The organism is Rhizobium sp. R339, from assembly GCF_002211395.1.
Lineage (GTDB): Bacteria > Pseudomonadota > Alphaproteobacteria > Rhizobiales > Rhizobiaceae > Rhizobium.
Window position 1 is genome coordinate 151,606 of record NZ_LOKV01000027.1, and the last position, 18,484, is coordinate 170,089.

Below are 18,484 nucleotides of genomic sequence, written 5' to 3' on the forward strand. Positions count from 1 at the left end.
TCGATTCCGTTCAAGGCGAGGCAATTTGCGGATACGCCAGTCGAGCTTCTACGAGGACCAACGGCGACCACAATGGAGAAGCTTCGGCAACTCGGAGGCGAGAGGGCGCCGAGGTTAAACGGCACCCTTGGGGAAGATCATCGCTACTCGTGTGTCGCTCCTTCAAAATCCAAAACCCCACCAATAGGAACGTACGTCTGCCCATCGAACTGATAGAGCTGGAGCGCTTCGACGGGGTAGATGTCGGTGTCCCCCTTGGTCGTTATCTTGATGTCGTCGGGGAGCACGGGGTTCTTCCAGCCGTCCATGTTATGGACGACCTTCATCAGTTCCTCGCGGGTCGGCTCCTTGAGCTTTTCAAGAGACTGAACGAGGGCGTCGCCGATGGCGTATCCGGTCTGGCCAATAGTATTGGCGAAGACAAAGTTAACTTTCGCCGCCTTGATAGCATCGAGATAGCGGTCGACGCCTTCGTCACCCGACTTCTGGTCGCTGATGATCGGCTTTAGAAAATCCGAGGTGATGATGCCTTTGGCATTTTCCAGGCCGACGGATTGGAGCACGGGATATGCGGACGAAAGATTGGTCACCAGGGTCAACGGTTTCCAGCCGCTTTCGGATTGGAAGCGGATGGCCTCGCCACCCTGCCTGGGAGCGGCAATGATGACCAGCGTGTCGGCGCCGGATGCCTTCAGCGTGTTTAGCTGCGTCTCGACGGTGGGGTCCTGGGATGTCACGGGCTGGCGTTCGATCACTTTGATCGGGGAGCCCTCGATGGCGCGGTCGAACGCCTTCATGAAGGTTTGGCCGGTTTCCGTGTTCAGATATAGAAAGGCTACCTTGGCCTCAGGCTTGGTGGAGTTGAGATATGCAGCGAAGGCATCGGCTTCGGTTGAGAAGGACGGAACGAAGCCGACTTCCCACTTTGGGGCATTCAGGGAGATAACCCCGGAATACATGAAGACGTTCGGGACCTTCTTCTGGGTAATGTAGCGTCCGATCGCGAGGTTGTTCGGAGTAGCGGCGGTGCCGACCAGCGCGAAGACTTCGTCCTTCTCCACCATTTTCCGGACATTCGCCAGGGTGCGTTGCGGGTCAAGTCCATCGTCCTCGATGACGAGTTCAATCTTGCGGGTCTTGCCGTCGCCCATCTTGACGCCACCTTCGGCGTTGGCCTGCTCGATACGTGCCCTGATGCCCTCTGCGACGCCGCCAACGACAGCGACCGGACCGGTCAAAGGTCCCGTCACACCGATCTTAATCGTATCGTCGGTGATGCCGGGCGACGGTTCCGCGGCGCTGGCGTGGGAGGCGGCGAGCAGCGCGGCCGCGGCCAGCTGCATCGTGCATCCCTTCATTATAGAGATCAGTCTCATTTCAGTTCCTCCCAGTTTGATGGCGGGCATCTCAGCCAGCCGACCTCCGAAACATCATCGAAAGCCATTTTTCGATGAAGCCAGTGACCCCATTGCGCGCGACCATCATGATGAGGATCAGTGCGAGGCCGTAAATCAAGTTGCCGAGGCTCAGGTTGATGTCGGATGCCCAGCTCGGCACAAACACCATGAACAGGCCGCCGACGAAGGCGCCCACGATGCTGGTTACGCCGCCAACAATGCTTCCGATCACGATGTTGATGGACAGGATCGCCAGGAAGGATTCCGGGCTGATAAAGCCGCTGACGATGGCAAATACTCCACCGCCCAGTCCGGCGAGCGCCGAGCTTATCGCAAATGCCCAGAGCCGGGTGCGCGTCAGGTTGACGCCAAGCGCCTGGGCAATCTGAGGGTTGTCGCGCTGAGCCCTCAGCGCGCGGCCGGCGTCGCCGAACAGCATTCGGGAGACGAGCAGTGCACCGACGCCGGCACAGGCGAGCGAGATGAGGTAAAGCCAAAGCTCCGGAACATCCGCCATGAAACCCGGCGTTTCGGGAGCGTCGACGGGAAGCCCGGATACGCCGCCGGTCAGGCTTCCCATCTTGAGGAGCAACTGCGGGAATGCCGCCGCGATGCCGAAAGTGACGATGGCCAACTGCAGACCTTGAAGCCTGAGCGCCGGAAGGCCGATCACCAGGCCGATAGCGGCGGCGACTGCAGCCGTGACTGGAAGCGTGGCCAGAGGGGAAACGCCGTAGGTCGCGTTCAGGATGGCGGTAACGTAGGCGCCAACGCCGAACAGCGTTCCTTGGGCAAGGCAAATCTGCCCGGCATATCCCATCAGAAGGTTCAGACCGAGAATCGCAATTGTATAGGCGATCGCTATGGCCACTTGCTGGAGTGCGTAGGCCGGGGCGAAGACCGGGATCGATACCGCGACGATTGCGAAGACACCAAGCTTGATCGCGGCTGAGAGGGAAATGTCTCTCATAGTTTTGTCACCTTGTAGGAGCCGAACAGGCCGACGGGCTTCACGAGCAGGATGGTCAATGTCAGCGCGATCGGGACCGCGATACGCATGTCGGCTCCGATGAACGGGAGGTAGCTTGCCCCCAGGCTTTCGGCGACACCGACCGCGAGACCGCCGACAATGGCGCCAAGCGGACTATCCCAGCCACCGAGCGTTGCAGCCGCCAGGGCATAGAACAGGATCGGTGTCATCATCGTCGGGCTAAGGAACAGGCGGGGCGCAATCAGGATCGCGGCGAGTGCCCCGATGACGGCAGCGAAGCCCCAGCCGAGCATCAGCATTCGTTCGACATCGACGCCAACGAGAACGCTGCGTGTACGATCGAAGGCGGCTGCGCGCATCGACAGGCCGAGCTTGGTGAAGCGGAAGATGGACCCCATCGCCAGCGCGATCGCTAGGAGGATTGCCAGTGTCCCGACGGCAGAGGCGAGCACGCGGACGTCGCCAATGCTAAAGCCGCCATCCGGGAAAAGGCTTGGGAAGGAGAGCTGTTCCGCCCCCCAAATCCACATGCAGGCGGCCTGGAATAGGACGAGGATGCCTAGCGTGATGACGACGGTCGCTTCCACGGGAGCGTCCATCATCGGTCGGATGATCAGGCGGAATGTCACGATCCCGATGGCGAATGCCGCTACGAGGCTCGCGAGGACGGCGAGCCAGAGCGGCACGCCCCACTGCATCAGTTGCCAGGCGCCATAGGCCGAGAATGTCGCCATTTCGCCTTGGCCGAAATTGACGACATTCGTCGCCCTGAAAATCAGGACGAGCGCCAGCGCCAGCGCCGCGTAGATGGCGCCCGTGGTCAAGCCGCTGACGACGAGCTGGAAGAAAAAACTCATCAGGCGACTCCCAGATATGATTTCTTGATGTCTTCGTTGCCGATCAGCTCGCTTGCCGCGCCGCTCGCGACGATCTGGCCAGCTTCGATAACAAAGGCCTTGTCGGCGTATTGAAGGGTGATGTCGACGTTCTGTTCGACCACGAGCAAAGTCATGCCGGCCTCTTTGTTCAGGGACTTGAAGATCGCCAGGATTTCCTGCGTGATCGACGGCGCCAGTCCGAGAGATGGTTCATCGCACATGAGCAGCTTCGGCCTGGACATCAGCGCGCGAGCCACGGCGAGCATCTGCTGTTCGCCGCCGCTCAAGTTTCCGGCGAGTTGGTTGCGCCGTTCCCGCAATCTCGGAAACGTTTCGTACCAGCGTTCCTTGTCTTGTCTCACTTGGGAGCGGCTGGCCACGATCGTGGCGCCGAGCGACAAATTTTCTTCCACCGTAAACTCTGTGAATGTGCCGCGACCTTGCGGGATGTGCGCGACACCGAGGGCAAGGCGCGTCTGGGCGGAGATCTTGTCGAGCGCTTTGCCGGCATAGGAAACCGAACCCTTGAAGGACAGGAGGCCCGAGACTGCGCGCAGCAGCGTCGTCTTGCCGGCGCCGTTTGCGCCGAGCAGGGCGACGAATTCGCCTTCATCAACTGAGAACGAACAGTCGAACAGTGCCTGCGTCTTGCCGTAGAAAACGGACAGTTCTTTGATATCCAAAAGGGTCATGCCGCTTTTCCGAGGTAGGCGGCGATCACCGCATCGTTTGACTTGATTTCGGCAGGAATTCCCTCGGCCAGGTTGCGGCCGAGGTGAAAAACGACGATCCGGTCGCAAAGGCTCATCACCAAACCCATGTGATGCTCGATAAGGAGGATGGAGAGATTGTGTCTGCGCCTTATCCCGTCGACGAGCGCGCCGAATTCGTGGACCTCGCCGTGGGTAAGCCCGCCGGCAGGTTCGTCGAGCAGGAGGATCTTCGGCTCCGCGGCAAGCGCCCGGGCGATTTCCATCCGTTTTTGCAAGGGATAGGGTAGCGAGCCGGCCGCGCGGGAGGCCAGATCCGCCATGCCGACCTCCTCAAGCACCGCCATCGCCTTTTCGCTTGTGGACCGCTCTAAGGCTTTCGCCTGGAATGGGGCGAAGATCGCCTTTCCGAAATTTCCGCCAAGCCGGTGATGTGCACCTAGCATGACGTTCTCGTGAACTGTCATCGATGCATAGATGCCTAAATTCTGAAACGTCCGCGCGACGCCCATTCCAATCATGTCGCGCGTTTCCACGCCTTCGAGCGGCTGGCCGTCGAGCATGATCGATCCGCTCGCGTAGCTCACGAGACGGGTTGCCGCGTTGAGAAAGGTTGATTTTCCGGCGCCGTTCGGCCCGATGAGGCCGCAGATTTCACCTGGCCTTACGCAAAGCGACACGTCTGTCAGCGCTCTTACACCGCCAAACTGCACGGAAACACCCCGCGCCTCGAGCACCGGGCGCACCTCTTCGATGCTGCTGTCGTTCACTTTATTCCTCCCTCCTGAAGCGGCTTCTCCTCTGTCCGTCAATTTCTGTTGTTGACAGTCAATTCCGCTTTGGATACCAATTCGTATCTGAAGACGTTTCGGTATGTCAAGTCTCAATCTCATTCGATTGCTTCCCCGAAACGTCCAGAGAAGCGTGCCCCCGGCTGGAGACCGGCGGCTAGATTGGCGACAACTCCCCAAGCGGGAGTTCTGGGAGGAAATCGATGACGGGATCACACACCGAACTAACGGGCGAAAACCTCTACCGGGATCCGTATCCCGTCTACGCGCGTTTGCGCTCAGAGCAGCCCGTGGCGTTCTTCGAGGGAACGAAGGAATATTTCATCACCCGGTTCGATGATTGCCGGACCATCGGGGGCAACGACAAGATCTTCGGACCATCCGGATCGGCCGACCGCCCCGAGGCCCGTGTGATGGGCATGCCAAACGTCCTCACCATGTCCGGCGAGGACCACCAATGCCTTCGTGAGGGCATTGATCAGAACCTTACGCAGGAGCGCGTACGCTCGTTTGTCGAGGGTCTGACGCGCCCGGTCGTGCAGCGCTATATCGACTCCGTCAAGAAGAAGGGAGAAGCGAACCTTACGACCGAACTCTTCGAGCCGATCTCGGTGCGTTGTATCGGCGACGTTATCGGCCTGACGGAAACCCCCAATGAGACGCTCGTCGAGTGGTTCCACGCGATGGCGCTCGGCCTGCAGAATGTCAGCAACGACGCGGCAGTCTGGAAGCGGCTCGATGATGCGCTTGCCGACATCGACAGGCAGATGGGCGATCTTTATCAGACCTGCCTTTCCAAGCCCAACAACTCGCTTCTGAGCCACGTCATGTATGGCGGCATGCCGAAGGGTGAGGTCCGCAGCTGGGAAGAAATTTCGCCCACAATGCGCGTCATCATTCTCGGGGGCCTGCAGGAGCCAGGCCACGCCGCAGCGAACGCCTGCGCAGGCCTTCTTACAAATACCGTGCAAGCGAAGGTGATGTCGGAGCAGCCACAGGAAAATGCCATGCGCGCCTTCGACGAGGGCCTCCGCTGGATCGCGCCGATCGGTGTGACGCCGCGCGTCGCCCGGGAGGATTTCGAGATAGCGGGAACTGTCATTCCGCAAGGAGCCTCTGTGGCGATCGTCATGGGCTCCGCCAACCGCGACGAATCCCGCTTCGAAAATGCCGATACATTCGACATGTTCCGCAAGAAGAAGCAGCACCTGTCATTCGGCTTCCGCCCGCACTTCTGTTCCGGCCACTTCCTTTCGAGGGCAATGGGCGAGATTGCGCTCGCGGAGGTATTCAGGCAATTGCCTGAACTCCGGCTCGACCCCACGCGCGAGATGAAGGGCAAGGGATGGCGATTCCGCGGCATCTCCGATCTGCCCGCGAAGTGGAACGCCTGATGTCGCTCATCATCGACTGCCACGGCCACTTCACAACGGAGCCACCGGAGCACCACGCCTTCCGGACGGCACAGGTCGCCTATGCGGAAGGCAAGGCGGCCGAGCAGCCCATTTATCCCGGCATTCCGGACAAGCAGCTCCATGACATCATCGAAGAAAACCAGCTGAAGATACAGCGCGAGCGCGGTTCGCATGTGACGCTCCTAAGCCCGCGTGCCTCCGGCATGGGCCACCACGTTCCAGGTCTGGCAGTGGCCAAGGAGTGGTCGCGTCTTTCGAACGACAATGTCGGCCGCATCGTCGACATGTTCCCCGACAACTTTGCTGCCGTCTGCCAGCTTCCGCAGACCGTCGACGGCGACCTTTCCGCGGTCGTCGACGAGTTGGAGCGCTGCGTCGGGAACGGCTTCGTCGGCTGCAATCTCAATCCCGATCCCTCGGGCGGACGGTGGAGCGCCCCGCCGATCTACGATCCGTGGTGGGACCCGATGTGGGAGGCCATGGTCGCCCTCCAGGTTCCCGCGATGATCCACGTGTCAAGCTCCTGCGAACGCTGCCTTCACATGACGGGAGCGCACTACATCAACGCCGACACCGCGGTATTCATGCAGCTCATCCAGGGAGATCTGTTCGAGCGTCACCCGGAACTCAAGCTGATCATACCGCATGGCGGCGGGGCCGCCCCTTACCATTGGGGGCGTTACCGCGGCCTGTCGATCATGCTCGAAAAGCCGAGCCTCGACAAGCACCTGATGAACAACCTGTTCTTCGACACCTGCGTCTACCATCAGGCAGGCATCGACACGCTGTTCAAGGTGGTCGACGTCAAGAACATCCTCTTCGGCTCGGAGTTGCTCGGCGCGGTCAAGGCGATCGATCCCGAGACGGGCCATCCCTTCGACGATACCAAGAGATACATCGATCGCCTCCCGCTCGGCGACAACCAGAGACATGCAGTCTTCGAAGGAAACGCCCGGCGGGTCTACCCGCTGTTGGACAAGAGACTACGCGAGCGCGGCCTTTAAAGGCGGCTCGCAACTACCAGGGAGAAATCAAATGGCTTCGAGCCAACATCTGAGCCTCGCAGGCGGGGCGCAAGGGTTCAACTGGCTACCGGTCTTCGTCGCCGAAGAACTCGGCATTTTCGCCAAGCATGGACTGACAATCGAATATAAGAAGATGGGCACCGTCGACAAGGCGACCACCGCTGTACTGGAGGGTGAAGCAGACCTCGCCATCACGCCGCCGGAAGGCGCCGTCTCCAACTTCGTCAAAGGTGGTGAACTGCGCGTGATCGCCTCGAACTCGAATCGTCTGCCGATGTCGCTCGTCGCCCAGCCTTCGATCCAGTCGATCAAGGAGCTTAAAGGCAAGAAGGTCGGCACGTCGTCCCTCACCGAGGGTACCGCGATCTATACCCAAATGCTGCTCTCCAAGGATGGGCTGCATTATCCAGGCGACTATGAATTCGCGCTCACCGGCATCCACACCAAGCGCTGGGAAGCGCTCCTGGCAGGAGAGATCGACTGCGCGCCGCAGCCGGCACCATGGAATTTCCTCGCCGAGCGGGACGGCTTCAACCTGATCGGCGAGATCAACGACGTTATCCCTGAAATCGTCTTCGCCGCCGTCATCGGCCGCAAGAGCTGGGTCGACGGCAATCGCGATATCGTTGTCCGTTTCCTGCGGGCGCTCATCGATGCCTATGCGATCACCAACGACCCCGGTCGGGAAGATGTGACGCTTCCGATTTTCCAGCGGATCACAACGAAAGACGACGCCGCTCTCGCTTCACATGGCCTTCGCTACATGCGCGACATGGGTATGTGGCCGGGCGACCTATCCATCCCGCAAGCTGCGATGGACACGACCATAGAGCTTATGATCGGCGCGAACTTGCTTGACGAAGCAGCCAGACCTGTCGCGGGCGGCGTGTTCGATCGCGGCCTGCTCGAAGCTGCATTCCGCTGAACGACCATTCGGCCGCGTTACGCCAGGAGATTTTCAATGAAAGTAATGACAAAGACCCCGCGGACGGACCGCCAAATATGCGAAGCGCTGGGTAAGCTCGGCGTCGCCACTGTCCATGAAGCTCAGGGACGGAAAGGGTTGCTGGCGCCGCATCTGCGTCCGGTAATCGACGGCGCGCGCATCGGTGGCACGGCCCTAACCTGCGAGGTTCCGCCTGGCGACAACTGGATGATCCATGTGGCGCTCGAGATGGCCCAACCGGGGGACATCCTGGTTGTCGCACCGACCTCGCCATGCACCGACGGCTATTTCGGCGACCTACTCGCCACGTCTTGCAAGGCACGAGGAATTCTAGGTCTGGTGACCGACGCGGGCGTCCGAGATGTGGCCGACCTGCGCGCGATGAAGTTCCCGGTATGGGCCAAGGCCATATCGGCGCAGGGCACGGTTAAGGAGACGCTGGCGAACGTCCAGGTGCCCGTGGTCTGCGCCAGAGCATACATCGAACCGGGTGACGTGATCATTGCCGATGACGACGGGGTCTGCGTCGTCAAGCGCGGCGAGGCAGCTCAGGTGCTTGAGAAGGCCCGCAAGCGACAGCAGATGGAAGACGAAAAGCGCGGCCTCTACGAGTCCGGCAAACTCAGCCTCGACATCAATAACATGCGTGCGCAGCTCGAAGCGAAAGGCCTGACCTATGAATAGGGCTACTGAACTGCGCATTCCTCGCCGCGTTGTCACTGGCATCAGGTACGGCAAGTCGGTGTTTGTCAGCGATGGCCCGACGCCCAACGCCCACGCTTACGAATCTGTACCGGGACATTTGACTTCGGTTCTTTACGCCACCGCCGCGAAGCCGGCCCTTCCGCAGGATCATGCGGAGCAGGCGCCACCGCAAATGCTGATCACGCCTGAACCGGGAACGACCAAACTGATGATCGTCATCTTCCCGCCTGACTCCGTGTTCGCGACCGTCGATCCCGCCTCCGCCTTCAAGGAGCAGGCAGTCCACATTCCCGGCCTGATCCAGGCGTTCGAGCCTGACGCGCCCGGCATGCATACCACCGACACGGTCGATTACGACATTGTGCTCGACGGCGAGATCTGGCTCGAACTCGACGATGGCGCTGAAACCTTGCTGAAGCAGGGCGACGTCGTGGTCCAGTGCGGGACGCGCCATGCCTGGCGCAACAAGGGCGATAGGCCTGCCACGTTGTGCTTCGTCCTCATCGGCGCCGAAAGAGAGGCGTGAGATGAAGCCCGGCAACCTCACCCAATCTTTCGACTGCGTGATCGTCGGCGGCGGGCACGGCGGTTCGCAGACGGCGGCCGCACTCAGGCAGTGCGGCTTTACGGGAAGCATCGCGCTGATCGGCGCTGAAGCGGAAATTCCCTACGACCGCCCTTCGCTTTCGAAGGACTACCTGGCTGGCAAGAAGACGTTCGACAGGATGCATCTGCGGCCCCAGGATTTCTGGGACGCGCGTGAGGTCAAATTGTTGCTTGGCCGGCATGTGATCGGGGTCGATGCCATCGCTCGCACCGTGATGACCGATCGCGGCGAACATTTTTCCTATGGCCAGCTGGTTTGGGCCGCGGGGGGCGATCCGCGGAAGCTTACCTGCCCCGGCAAAGACCTGGCAGGCGTTTTCTACATCCGCAGCAAGGCGGATTGCGACGCACTGATCGATGTTCTTCCCGACGCACAAAGGATCGTGATCATCGGCGGCGGGTACGTCGGCCTGGAAGCGGCCGCAGTGTTCCGGGAGCTCGGCAAGGAGGTGACCTTGGTCGAAGCTCTTGACCGCGTGCTGGCCCGAGTCGCTGGAGAGCCAATATCTCGCTTTTACGAAAACGAGCATCGGGCGCGCGGCGTCGACATTCGTCTCAACAGCAATGTTGCTTCTTTCGAGGGCGTCGACCGCCGGGTGTCGCATGTCGCTCTTGCATCGGGGGAGACGATTGCATCCGACATCGTGGTCGTCGGAATTGGCATTATCCCGTCGGTCGATCCGCTGATCGCGGCGGGAGCCAAGGGCGTCAATGGTGTTGATGTCGATCAGTTTTGCCGCACGTCGCTGCCGAACATCTATTGCGTCGGCGACTGCGCCCGCTTGGAAAATGGGCCGGGCATCCGCATCGAATCCGTACAGAACGCGACCGATCAGGCGACCACCGCTGCCAAAGCGATCTGTGATCAGTTCAAGGAATACGATGCAACGCCGTGGTTCTGGTCCAATCAGTACGATCTGAAAATGCAGACGGTCGGCCTCAATTACGGCTTCGACAGCGTCGTCACGAGAGGAGATCCCGCCTCCCGAAGCTTCAGCGTCATCTATCTGAAGAACGGAGCGGTTCTCGCCCTCGATTGCATCAACTCGCCGCGCGATTACGTGCAGGGGCGAAAGCTTGTCGAAAGCGCGGCGAGGATCGATCCGGCCGCTTTGGCGGACACATCAAGACAACTCAAGGAAATCGACCTCGTCATGTCGTGAGACCTTTCGAGGCTTAGAGAAGGTGGAGGAAAAATGGCTACCATATCAGTACGGACCAGGGACGGAGAGCTCCATAGCTTCGACGGACGGATAGGCGCCTCGCTCATGGAGAATATCCGGAACGCTGGGTTTGACGAGCTCTTGGCGATGTGCGGCGGCTGTCTGTCCTGCGCCACCTGCCACGTGTATGTCGAGCAGCTTCCTACGAGCGCAAATTTGCCGGTATCCTCGATCGATGAAACCGAGCTGCTAGAGGGATCCGACTACCGCCAGGAGAACTCCCGGCTTTCCTGTCAGCTACCGTTCGACGAGACACTCAGTGGCATCGTGATCGGAATTGCGCCCGAAGACTAGAGCGAGGTCCTTCGGCCGATTGACGGAGATTACACCTCAATCTTGCAAATACGATCGCTCGGGGAACCGAGCTGGTCACCTCGCATGCCTCTCTTCGGCCGCTCCCTGTGCTGAGCCGGTCTGCACACGTTTGCCTTACATAAGCAGCGATAAATCTATGCCACGTGAACCGATCGGACTAGTTTCGATCAGCTGACTGCACTGACCAATCAATCGGGGTTTGCGACACGAGAGTCATCCCGGCTGGCCTCGCTTTTCTTGAAGACATGAGCTTTTCTGCGCTCTGGGGCGGTGAATGGCGTTCTGGCGCTCCTTTTAGGGAGGGAATCGGCCATGCAGGCAAGCACTCCTCCCTCCCAAAAAGACAAGAGCAGCCTCAGTTAATGATCGGTAGCAGCTTGTTGATGGAATCCTTCGCATCGCCATAATACATCCGGGTGTTTTCCTTGTAAAACAGCGGGTTCTCGATGCCGGAGTAGCCGGTGCCCTGACCGCGCTTGGAAACGAAGACCTGCTTGGCCTTCCAGACCTCCAGCACCGGCATGCCTGATATCGGCGAATTCGGATCTTCCTGTGCTGCGGGATTGACGATGTCGTTGGAGCCGATGACGATGACAACGTCCGTGTTCGAAAAATCCTCGTTGATTTCGTCCATTTCCAGAACGATGTCGTAGGGCACCTTTGCTTCGGCCAGAAGCACATTCATGTGGCCGGGCAGGCGTCCAGCGACGGGATGAATGGCGAAGCGTACGTCCTTGCCGGTCGCACGCAGCTTGCGCGTGAGCTCGGAGACCGCGCCCTGTGCCTGTGCAACCGCCATGCCGTAGCCGGGCACGATGATGACCGAGTCGGCATCGTTGAGGGCAGCGGCAGCGCCTTCGGCGTCGATCGCAACCTGTTCACCCTCGACAGCCATTGCCGGGCCAGAGGCATTGCCGAAACCGCCGAGGATCACCGACAGGAACTGCCGATTCATGGCTTTGCACATGATGTAGGAGAGGATTGCTCCGGAGGAGCCGACGAGTGCGCCGGTAACGATCAGAAGGTCGTTTCCAAGCAGGAAACCGGTCGCTGCAGCCGCCCAGCCGGAATAGGAGTTGAGCATGGAAACGACGACCGGCATGTCGGCCCCGCCGATCGCCATGACGAGATGGGCGCCGATGACGAAGGCGATCAGCGTCATCATATAAAGCGTCCATGAGCCCACGCCGTTCATGTAGAGCAGCATGAGGATGAGAGAGGTGGCGACCATCGCGATGTTGAAGGCATGGCGGCCGGGCAGGATCAGCGCCCTACCGCCGATGCGGCCTGAGAGCTTGCCATAGGCGATAATCGAACCGGTGAAGGTCACAGCACCGATGAAGACCCCGAGGAAGATTTCCACCTCGTGGATGATCTGCTCGGCATGCGCAGTGAATTCATGCGCCGTGACATCGGAGTTGAGGCCGATAAAGACGGCGGCAAGGCCGACAAAGGAGTGAAGGGCCGCCACGAGTTGCGGCATGCCGGTCATTTCGACGCGCCGCGCCATGACCGCCCCGACGACTGCGCCGATCACGAGCATGACGATGAGTACCGCCGAAAGGCCGACGCCTGGCCCGAAGATCGTCGCAATGACGGCGATCGCCATGCCGACGATACCGTACCACACGGCGCGCTTTGCGTTTTCCTGGCCCGAAAGACCGCCAAGCGCGAGGATGAAGAGGACCGAGGCTGCGATATAGGCCGCGGTCTGGATACCGATAGACATTGTCAATTCTCCCTCGACCCGGTCAGGACTTCTGGAACATGTTCAGCATGCGGCGTGTCACCATGAACCCGCCGACGATGTTGATCGTTGCGATCGCCACGGAAAGGGCAGCAAGCGCCGTCACCAGCCAACCGCCCGCGGTGATCTGCAGGACCGCTCCAATGATGATGATGCCGGAGATGGCGTTGGTGATTGCCATGAGCGGCGTATGCAGCGAGTGCGACACGCCCCAGATCACCTGGAAGCCGACGAAGCAGGCGAGTGCGAAGACGATGAAATGGCCCATGAACACCGGCGGCGCAAAAGCGCCGATGAGGAGCATGAGCAGACCGCCAATGATGAGAAGCCCGACCTGGTTTCGCGTCGCAGACCTGAAGCCGGCGGCTTCCGCGGCCTTCTTTTCTTCTGGCGTCAGCTCCCTGGCCTTTTCCTTGGGTTTCTGGGCGGCAATCGCCTGGATCTTTGGCGGTGGCGGCGGATATGTGATCTCGCCCTTCAAAGCGATCGTCGCACCACGGATCACGTCGTCCTCCATGTTGTGGACGATGACGCCATCCTTATTTGGGGTCAGGTCCGTCATCATGTGGCGGATGTTGGTCGAATAGAGCGTCGAAGCCTGTGCGGCCATGCGGCTTGGGAAGTCGGTGTAGCCGATGATGGTGACGCCGTTGTCGGATACGATTTTCTGGTCCGGGACGGTCAGGTCGCAATTGCCGCCACGCTCGGCGGCAAGGTCGACGATGACCGAACCCGGCTTCATCGTGGCTACCATGTCGCCAAGCCAGAGCTTCGGCGCGTCGCGGCCCGGGATTAACGCCGTCGTGATGACGATGTCGATGTCAGTCGCGATTTCGCGGAACTTCTTCAGTTGCGCCGCGCGAAACTCGGGCGAGGAGGGCGCGGCATAGCCGCCCGTCGCAGCGCCGTCCTGCTGCTGTTCGTCGAAGTCGAGGAAGACGAATTCCGCGCCCATGGATTCGATCTGCTCGGCGACTTCCGGCCGCACGTCGAAAGCATAGGTGATGGCGCCGAGCGAAACGCTGGTGCCGACCGCGGCAAGACCGGCGACGCCCGCGCCGATGACCAGGACCTTGGCAGGCGGGATCTTGCCGGCGGCGGTCACCTGACCGGTAAAGAAGCGGCCGAAATTATTTCCGGCCTCGATCACGGCGCGATAACCGGCAATATTGGCCATGGAGGAGAGGGCGTCCATCTTCTGGGCGCGCGAGATGCGCGGCACCATGTCCATGGCGATCACGGTGGCGCCGGTCGATTTCGCCTGGTCCAGCAGGTCCTTGTTCTGTGCCGGATAGAAGAATGAGATCAGCGTCTTGCCGCTCGAAAGCCTCGCCACTTCGCTTGACTCCGGCGGGCGCACTTTGGCGATCACGTCGGCGCTTGCAAAGAGCGTTTCGGCGCTGTCGACAACCGTTACCCCGGCAGCACGGTAGGCATCGTCGGAGAAGCCGGCGGGTTTGCCGGCGCCAGTTTCGATGGCACATTGATATCCGAGCTTCTGAAGCTGTGTGGCGCTGTCAGGCGTCATTGCAACGCGCGCCTCTCCTTCCAGCCTCTCTCGAGGCGACCCTATTAGCACGTATCCCTCCCTTAAAATTTGAAAGTCACTGATCCGACGCGACGCTGGGTTTCGGTCCGGCCGAGGCTAAACCAATGAAAACCTTCGCCGCATTCAGTTCGGAGATTCGCGTCAGTACACGACCACGCCGCGGATGCTTTCACCCTTGTGCATCATGTCGAAGCCCTTGTTGATGTCTTCGAGCGGCATCGTGTGGGTGATCATCGGATCGATCTGGATCTTGCCCTGCATGTACCAGTCGACAATCTTCGGCACGTCGGTACGCCCGCGCGCGCCGCCGAAGGCGGTGCCCATCCAGTTGCGGCCGGTGACCAGCTGGAACGGCCGGGTGGAGATCTCCTGGCCGGCGCCGGCAACGCCGATGATGACCGACTTGCCCCAACCGCGGTGGGATGCTTCCAGCGCCTGGCGCATGACCTTGGTGTTGCCGGTGCAGTCGAAGGTGTAGTCGGCGCCGCCGATCAGGTCGCCGTTGCGCTTCGTCATGTTGACGAGATAGGGCACGATGTCGCCCTCGACCTCCTTCGGATTGACGAAGTGCGTCATGCCGAATTTCTCGCCCCATTCCTTGCGGTCAGGATTGATGTCGACGCCGATGATCATGTCGGCGCCGGCCAGCCTCAGGCCCTGCAGCACGTTGAGGCCGATGCCGCCGAGACCGAAGACGATCGCGGTGGCGCCGATCTCGACCTTGGCGGTGTTGATCACCGCGCCGATGCCGGTCGTCACCCCGCAGCCGATATAGCAGATCTTGTCGAACGGGGCGTCTGGATTGACCTTGGCAAGGGCGATCTCCGGCAGCACCGTGTAATTGGCGAAGGTCGAGCAGCCCATATAGTGGTGGATCTTGTCCTTGCCGATCGAGAAGCGGGAGGTGCCGTCGGGCATCAGACCCTGGCCCTGGGTCGAGCGGATCGCGGTGCAGAGATTGGTCTTGCGGCTAAGGCAGGAATAGCATTCGCGGCATTCCGGCGTGTAAAGCGGGATAACGTGATCGCCCTTCTTGACCGAGGTGACGCCGGGGCCGACGTCGACGACGATGCCCGCGCCCTCATGGCCGAGAATGGCGGGGAAGAGGCCTTCCGGATCGGCGCCGGACAGGGTGAAATCGTCGGTGTGGCAAATGCCCGTCGCCTTGACCTCCACCAGCACTTCGCCGGCCTTCGGGCCGTCGAGCTGCACGGTCATCACTTCGAGCGGTTTGCCGGCCTGAACGGCTACGGCGGCGCGTACGTCCATTTAGAATTTCCTTTCAATGAAAACCAAGCCTGTTCCGATAGGGCAGTGATCAATGCCTGATACCGGAGGCAATAGGGAATGAAGTGAACTAGCCGCGTCCAGGCAAAGGATGCGGAGAGTCCCCGTGACCGAGATCGCAATCGTAGAAATCGTAGCCCTCCCTCAGTTCGGCGCAGCAACGTCTTCACCGCCAGCCGCACCGGATCTTCGTTAACATACCAAATAGCATCTGCATACTAAAAAGTATCTGATGTTCTTTGAACGATTACGGATCGCTCGGGCATGCCTACGAACCTTCACAGCGCTCAGCGAAATCGGCGATGGAAATCAAGGGGCTGATCGCCAAATCCGCAGCCTGAGGCGAAGCTGAACAAAAAAGGCGCCGTCGCGATAACACGACGGCGCCGTTTCGGGAGGCGACCTGACGGTCTCGCATCACGCCTTGTGTTCGCGGCCTTCCACTTGGATCACGATATCGACCTCATCGCCGATCATGCCGAGCGCTGCCTTCATGCCGAAATCGCTGCGTTTGACTTTGGTCGTGGCGCTGAACCCGACAACGTGGCTCTTGTCCCAGGGGTTCTGCCCTTCCTTGTTGAACGTGACGTCCAAAGTCGTGGGTTTCGTCACTCCCGCTATCGTCAGATCTCCGACGACCTGGCCGGTGTTGTCGCTCGTCTTTTTGAACTCCTTGCCGACAAAAGTGATGTCCGGAAATTCCGTGGCGTTGAACCAGTCGGCGCCCTGGATGTCGCCATCACGCTGTTTGTTATTCGTCGAGATCGACGCAACGGTGACCTTGACATCGAGACTGCTGGCGTCCGGCTTGGAAGCGTCGAAATCGAACGTGCCGGAGAACTCTTGCGCGACTCCGATCACCTTTGAGAAGCCAAGATGATCGATGTAGAACGCAATACCCGAATGCACCGGATCAATGTCGAATTTCGCGGCCGAGGCGGGCGAGACCACGCCGGCGAGCGCCGTCATCGAAAGTAGCAATGCTGCTAATCTGTATTTCATTTTCATTCTCCTCCTCCTGTTAAACTGGAAAGCTTGATCCATAATCCACGAACGCGACGGCAAACGCCGCTGCAGCCGGCAGTGCAGCCAAGGCGACATGGACGAAATGGCGTGGAAACGGCCGAGAAAGGCCGAGCTTCAAGCAGATACGTTCCGAGAGCGCCGGCAGCACAGCGCAGAGAGCGAGTACCGCAAGTGCGATGAGATCGGCTTTGCGCGTGATCAGCACGACGGTATCGGCGATGGCGATGAGGCCGCCCAAGGCGCCGAGGCACGAGGCGCCGCCAAAACGGAAGGCCGGCTTTGCTGCGTGAACAATTAGAATTCCGAAGCATCCAGCCGCAAACATCAGGCAGAGCTGAAACGAGGAAGATGAGGCGCCGAGAAGGGCAATCGGTGCAAAGCCGGCAGCAAGTACGGCAACGACACCGCCTCGCCTCACGTCGTCCTCTGCACCTGTTGCTCCGCGCCACATGACCATCCCCATGATCGCCATTCCGGCGACCGCGGCGAGCGCGACTTCCCAGGACGCTGTCCCCAATCGCGGCGAACCGACATAAAATGCGGCCGCGACCGGCTGCAGGAGCGCAAGAAGGCGCACCGCGCGTGGGGCCGCTATCTCGGCGGCGAAGCCGATCGCCGTTCCGATGGCGATCACGTAAAATACCTTGTTGACCGCACCGACGGGCGGAAATGTCGGCACTTTGTTGTAGGTGAGCCAATAGGCTGCCAGCAATCCTGCGGGCATCAGGAGGTCGGTCGGCCGAGCCAAGCCGCGCCAACGCATCAGGCCAGACACAAGAAATCCAGCAAGCGCCATGGCGAGCAGGGACGCGACCAGCGCCTCCTGAGGGGAGTTGCCAAATTCAAGCATGTAGTGATTTCCGAATTGCCAATCCACGACGTGCCGCTGACGCGCACGACCAAGTGGTGTCTTATGCAGCTCTTGCGCTTCGACAGGTCGCCATGACTATGACTTTGTCCATGATCCCCCCATATCCCGCATGCTCCTCAGCAGCGGTCGCCGCCCTCGGCCTAAATACCACTTGGTTTTCACATACCATATGGTTTCTGGATGAACGCTAGTCTTTGAGTTTCACGATGTCAAGCCGATTTGCGCGGAAAGATTTGCTTTCCAGCACTTGGTAAGTCCTTTCGACATGCGCCGAGCTATTGCTCATGCTCAAGAGCGCGCCCGGCCGCGGCGCGCACTTCACATGATCAGATGGCGGATGATTTTGGTTATGCTATAGCCGCTTTGGCGGGCGCCGACGCGCGTGAGGACCGGTACATTTCCCTCAGCACGACTCGGACCATGTCCCCAGGTGCGCCGTCCTTGAGGAAGCTGGAAATGCCGCCATAAGTAAGCTCGAGCACGATACCGCCAATGTAGAATGGGCTCGCCGGCGGCTGCAGAACAAGGTTCAGCTTGTCGATAAGGATCTTGCCGACGCCTTCCCATTGATCCCTGAATAGTTTTATGTGGCGGTCTCCGAGCGTGTGGTCATGTTGGGCCATCCGAAGAAGCTCTATCGCCAGCATGCCCCATCGGCGATCGTCGCCGCGATCGTTTGCCCACCCTGCCAAGACATCAATCAGTCCCATCGGGTCATCGTGTTTTCCAAGAAGCTCGGTCAGCTGAACGACGTCGCCACCCGCGTTACCGGCAAGGAGTTGCAGGAAGATATCTTCCTTATTGGCAAAATTCGAATAAAACGCCCCCTTCGAGTAGCCCGCCTCTTCAGCGATGCGTTCGATCGAAGCCCCGGCATATCCGTAGCGTGCCATGACCTCGTAAGCGGACGCCAAAAGTTTTTCCTTTGTGCGAGCTTGACTTTGCTCACGTGTCAGCCGTGCCATTCGCAAATCCGTTCCTTGCGTATCCAGAGACCGAGGC

At 60.1% G+C, this 18,484-nt stretch carries 18 protein-coding genes; 7 read left to right on the plus strand and 11 right to left on the minus strand.

Annotation, left to right across the window (positions count from 1 at the left end; genetic code table 11):
- Positions 1 to 143 precede the first annotated feature (143 nt).
- From ATY76_RS29470 to ATY76_RS29490, 5 genes are all read right to left on the minus strand, one after another.
- A complete protein-coding gene (locus ATY76_RS29470) occupies positions 144 to 1,376 on the minus strand; it encodes an ABC transporter substrate-binding protein (RefSeq protein WP_088678174.1) in 1,233 nt (410 codons plus the stop codon).
- Positions 1,377 to 1,407: 31 nt separating this feature from the next.
- Positions 1,408 to 2,268, minus strand: a complete 861-nt coding sequence (locus ATY76_RS29475) for a branched-chain amino acid ABC transporter permease (protein WP_245310131.1) — start codon at positions 2,266 to 2,268, stop codon at positions 1,408 to 1,410.
- Between the two features lie 95 nt (positions 2,269 to 2,363).
- Entirely contained in the window at positions 2,364 to 3,245 is an 882-nt protein-coding gene (locus ATY76_RS29480) for a branched-chain amino acid ABC transporter permease (protein WP_088678176.1), read from the minus strand.
- A complete protein-coding gene (locus ATY76_RS29485) occupies positions 3,245 to 3,958 on the minus strand; it encodes an ABC transporter ATP-binding protein (protein WP_088678177.1) in 714 nt (237 codons plus the stop codon). Before ATY76_RS29485 ends, ATY76_RS29480 begins: the two co-directional genes overlap by 1 nt.
- The gene (locus ATY76_RS29490) at positions 3,955 to 4,869 is read right to left on the minus strand and encodes an ABC transporter ATP-binding protein (protein WP_245310132.1); all 915 of its coding nucleotides are present in this window, start codon (positions 4,867 to 4,869) and stop codon (positions 3,955 to 3,957) included. The genes ATY76_RS29485 and ATY76_RS29490 overlap by 4 nt, the downstream gene beginning before the upstream one ends.
- Positions 4,870 to 4,970: 101 nt before the next feature.
- On the opposite strand from ATY76_RS29490, the gene ATY76_RS29495 reads away from it, so the two are divergent.
- The 7 genes from ATY76_RS29495 to ATY76_RS29525 are packed head-to-tail and all read left to right on the plus strand — an operon-like array spanning position 4,971 to position 10,981.
- Complete coding sequence (locus ATY76_RS29495) at positions 4,971 to 6,161, plus strand: cytochrome P450 (RefSeq protein ID WP_088678179.1); 1,191 nt, start codon at positions 4,971 to 4,973, stop codon at positions 6,159 to 6,161.
- Entirely contained in the window at positions 6,161 to 7,186 is a 1,026-nt protein-coding gene (locus ATY76_RS29500) for an amidohydrolase family protein (protein ID WP_088678180.1), read from the plus strand. Before ATY76_RS29495 ends, ATY76_RS29500 begins: the two co-directional genes overlap by 1 nt.
- Positions 7,187 to 7,217: 31 nt before the next feature.
- Positions 7,218 to 8,132 (plus strand): ABC transporter substrate-binding protein, encoded by a 915-nt coding sequence (locus ATY76_RS29505; protein ID WP_088678181.1) that lies wholly within the window; start codon positions 7,218 to 7,220, stop codon positions 8,130 to 8,132.
- Positions 8,133 to 8,168: 36 nt separating this feature from the next.
- Entirely contained in the window at positions 8,169 to 8,837 is a 669-nt protein-coding gene (locus ATY76_RS29510) for a 4-carboxy-4-hydroxy-2-oxoadipate aldolase/oxaloacetate decarboxylase (RefSeq protein WP_088678182.1), read from the plus strand.
- Positions 8,830 to 9,384, plus strand: coding sequence for a cupin domain-containing protein (locus tag ATY76_RS29515; RefSeq protein WP_088678183.1), 555 nt, complete (start codon positions 8,830 to 8,832; stop codon positions 9,382 to 9,384). Before ATY76_RS29510 ends, ATY76_RS29515 begins: the two co-directional genes overlap by 8 nt.
- Position 9,385: 1 nt before the next feature.
- Positions 9,386 to 10,627, plus strand: coding sequence for an FAD-dependent oxidoreductase (locus ATY76_RS29520; protein ID WP_088678184.1), 1,242 nt, complete (start codon positions 9,386 to 9,388; stop codon positions 10,625 to 10,627).
- 33 nt (positions 10,628 to 10,660) lie between these two features.
- Positions 10,661 to 10,981 carry a 2Fe-2S iron-sulfur cluster-binding protein gene (locus ATY76_RS29525; RefSeq protein WP_074071251.1) on the plus strand — a complete coding sequence of 107 codons (321 nt, stop codon included), beginning with the start codon at positions 10,661 to 10,663 and terminating at the stop codon, positions 10,979 to 10,981.
- A 376-nt stretch (positions 10,982 to 11,357) separates the two neighbouring features.
- On the opposite strand, the gene ATY76_RS29530 is transcribed toward ATY76_RS29525, so the two are convergent.
- The 6 genes from ATY76_RS29530 to ATY76_RS29555 all read right to left on the minus strand — a co-directional run bounded on the left by ATY76_RS29530 (position 11,358) and on the right by ATY76_RS29555 (position 18,447).
- Positions 11,358 to 12,731 carry an NAD(P)(+) transhydrogenase (Re/Si-specific) subunit beta gene (locus ATY76_RS29530; protein WP_088678185.1) on the minus strand — a complete coding sequence of 458 codons (1,374 nt, stop codon included), beginning with the start codon at positions 12,729 to 12,731 and terminating at the stop codon, positions 11,358 to 11,360.
- A 22-nt stretch (positions 12,732 to 12,753) separates the two neighbouring features.
- A complete protein-coding gene (locus ATY76_RS29535) occupies positions 12,754 to 14,328 on the minus strand; it encodes a Re/Si-specific NAD(P)(+) transhydrogenase subunit alpha (RefSeq protein WP_088678186.1) in 1,575 nt (524 codons plus the stop codon).
- Between the two features lie 111 nt (positions 14,329 to 14,439).
- Positions 14,440 to 15,567 (minus strand): S-(hydroxymethyl)glutathione dehydrogenase/class III alcohol dehydrogenase, encoded by a 1,128-nt coding sequence (locus ATY76_RS29540; RefSeq protein WP_088678187.1) that lies wholly within the window; start codon positions 15,565 to 15,567, stop codon positions 14,440 to 14,442.
- A gap of 435 nt (positions 15,568 to 16,002) precedes the next feature.
- Positions 16,003 to 16,593 carry a YceI family protein gene (locus ATY76_RS29545; protein WP_245310136.1) on the minus strand — a complete coding sequence of 197 codons (591 nt, stop codon included), beginning with the start codon at positions 16,591 to 16,593 and terminating at the stop codon, positions 16,003 to 16,005.
- 13 nt (positions 16,594 to 16,606) lie between these two features.
- Complete coding sequence (locus ATY76_RS29550; protein ID WP_088678189.1) at positions 16,607 to 17,461, minus strand: hypothetical protein; 855 nt, start codon at positions 17,459 to 17,461, stop codon at positions 16,607 to 16,609.
- A 368-nt stretch (positions 17,462 to 17,829) separates the two neighbouring features.
- The gene (locus tag ATY76_RS29555; protein WP_190233757.1) at positions 17,830 to 18,447 is read right to left on the minus strand and encodes a TetR/AcrR family transcriptional regulator; all 618 of its coding nucleotides are present in this window, start codon (positions 18,445 to 18,447) and stop codon (positions 17,830 to 17,832) included.
- Positions 18,448 to 18,484 lie beyond the last annotated feature (37 nt).

What these genes read in the sequence shown, in the direction of transcription:
- ATY76_RS29470 (WP_088678174.1), bottom strand. Translation starts at nt 1,376, where the DNA reads ATGAGACTGATCTCTATAATGAAGGGATGCACGATGCAGCTGGCCGCG.
- ATY76_RS29480 (WP_088678176.1), bottom strand. Translation starts at nt 3,245, where the DNA reads ATGAGTTTTTTCTTCCAGCTCGTCGTCAGCGGCTTGACCACGGGCGCC.
- ATY76_RS29485 (WP_088678177.1), bottom strand. Translation starts at nt 3,958, where the DNA reads ATGACCCTTTTGGATATCAAAGAACTGTCCGTTTTCTACGGCAAGACG.
- ATY76_RS29490 (WP_245310132.1), bottom strand. Translation starts at nt 4,869, where the DNA reads ATGAGATTGAGACTTGACATACCGAAACGTCTTCAGATACGAATTGGT.
- ATY76_RS29495 (WP_088678179.1), top strand. Translation starts at nt 4,971, where the DNA reads ATGACGGGATCACACACCGAACTAACGGGCGAAAACCTCTACCGGGAT.
- ATY76_RS29500 (WP_088678180.1), top strand. Translation starts at nt 6,161, where the DNA reads ATGTCGCTCATCATCGACTGCCACGGCCACTTCACAACGGAGCCACCG.
- ATY76_RS29505 (WP_088678181.1), top strand. Translation starts at nt 7,218, where the DNA reads ATGGCTTCGAGCCAACATCTGAGCCTCGCAGGCGGGGCGCAAGGGTTC.
- ATY76_RS29510 (WP_088678182.1), top strand. Translation starts at nt 8,169, where the DNA reads ATGAAAGTAATGACAAAGACCCCGCGGACGGACCGCCAAATATGCGAA.
- ATY76_RS29515 (WP_088678183.1), top strand. Translation starts at nt 8,830, where the DNA reads ATGAATAGGGCTACTGAACTGCGCATTCCTCGCCGCGTTGTCACTGGC.
- ATY76_RS29520 (WP_088678184.1), top strand. Translation starts at nt 9,386, where the DNA reads ATGAAGCCCGGCAACCTCACCCAATCTTTCGACTGCGTGATCGTCGGC.
- ATY76_RS29525 (WP_074071251.1), top strand. Translation starts at nt 10,661, where the DNA reads ATGGCTACCATATCAGTACGGACCAGGGACGGAGAGCTCCATAGCTTC.
- ATY76_RS29530 (WP_088678185.1), bottom strand. Translation starts at nt 12,731, where the DNA reads ATGTCTATCGGTATCCAGACCGCGGCCTATATCGCAGCCTCGGTCCTC.
- ATY76_RS29540 (WP_088678187.1), bottom strand. Translation starts at nt 15,567, where the DNA reads ATGGACGTACGCGCCGCCGTAGCCGTTCAGGCCGGCAAACCGCTCGAA.
- ATY76_RS29545 (WP_245310136.1), bottom strand. Translation starts at nt 16,593, where the DNA reads ATGAAAATGAAATACAGATTAGCAGCATTGCTACTTTCGATGACGGCG.
- ATY76_RS29550 (WP_088678189.1), bottom strand. Translation starts at nt 17,461, where the DNA reads ATGCTTGAATTTGGCAACTCCCCTCAGGAGGCGCTGGTCGCGTCCCTG.
- ATY76_RS29555 (WP_190233757.1), bottom strand. Translation starts at nt 18,447, where the DNA reads ATGGCACGGCTGACACGTGAGCAAAGTCAAGCTCGCACAAAGGAAAAA.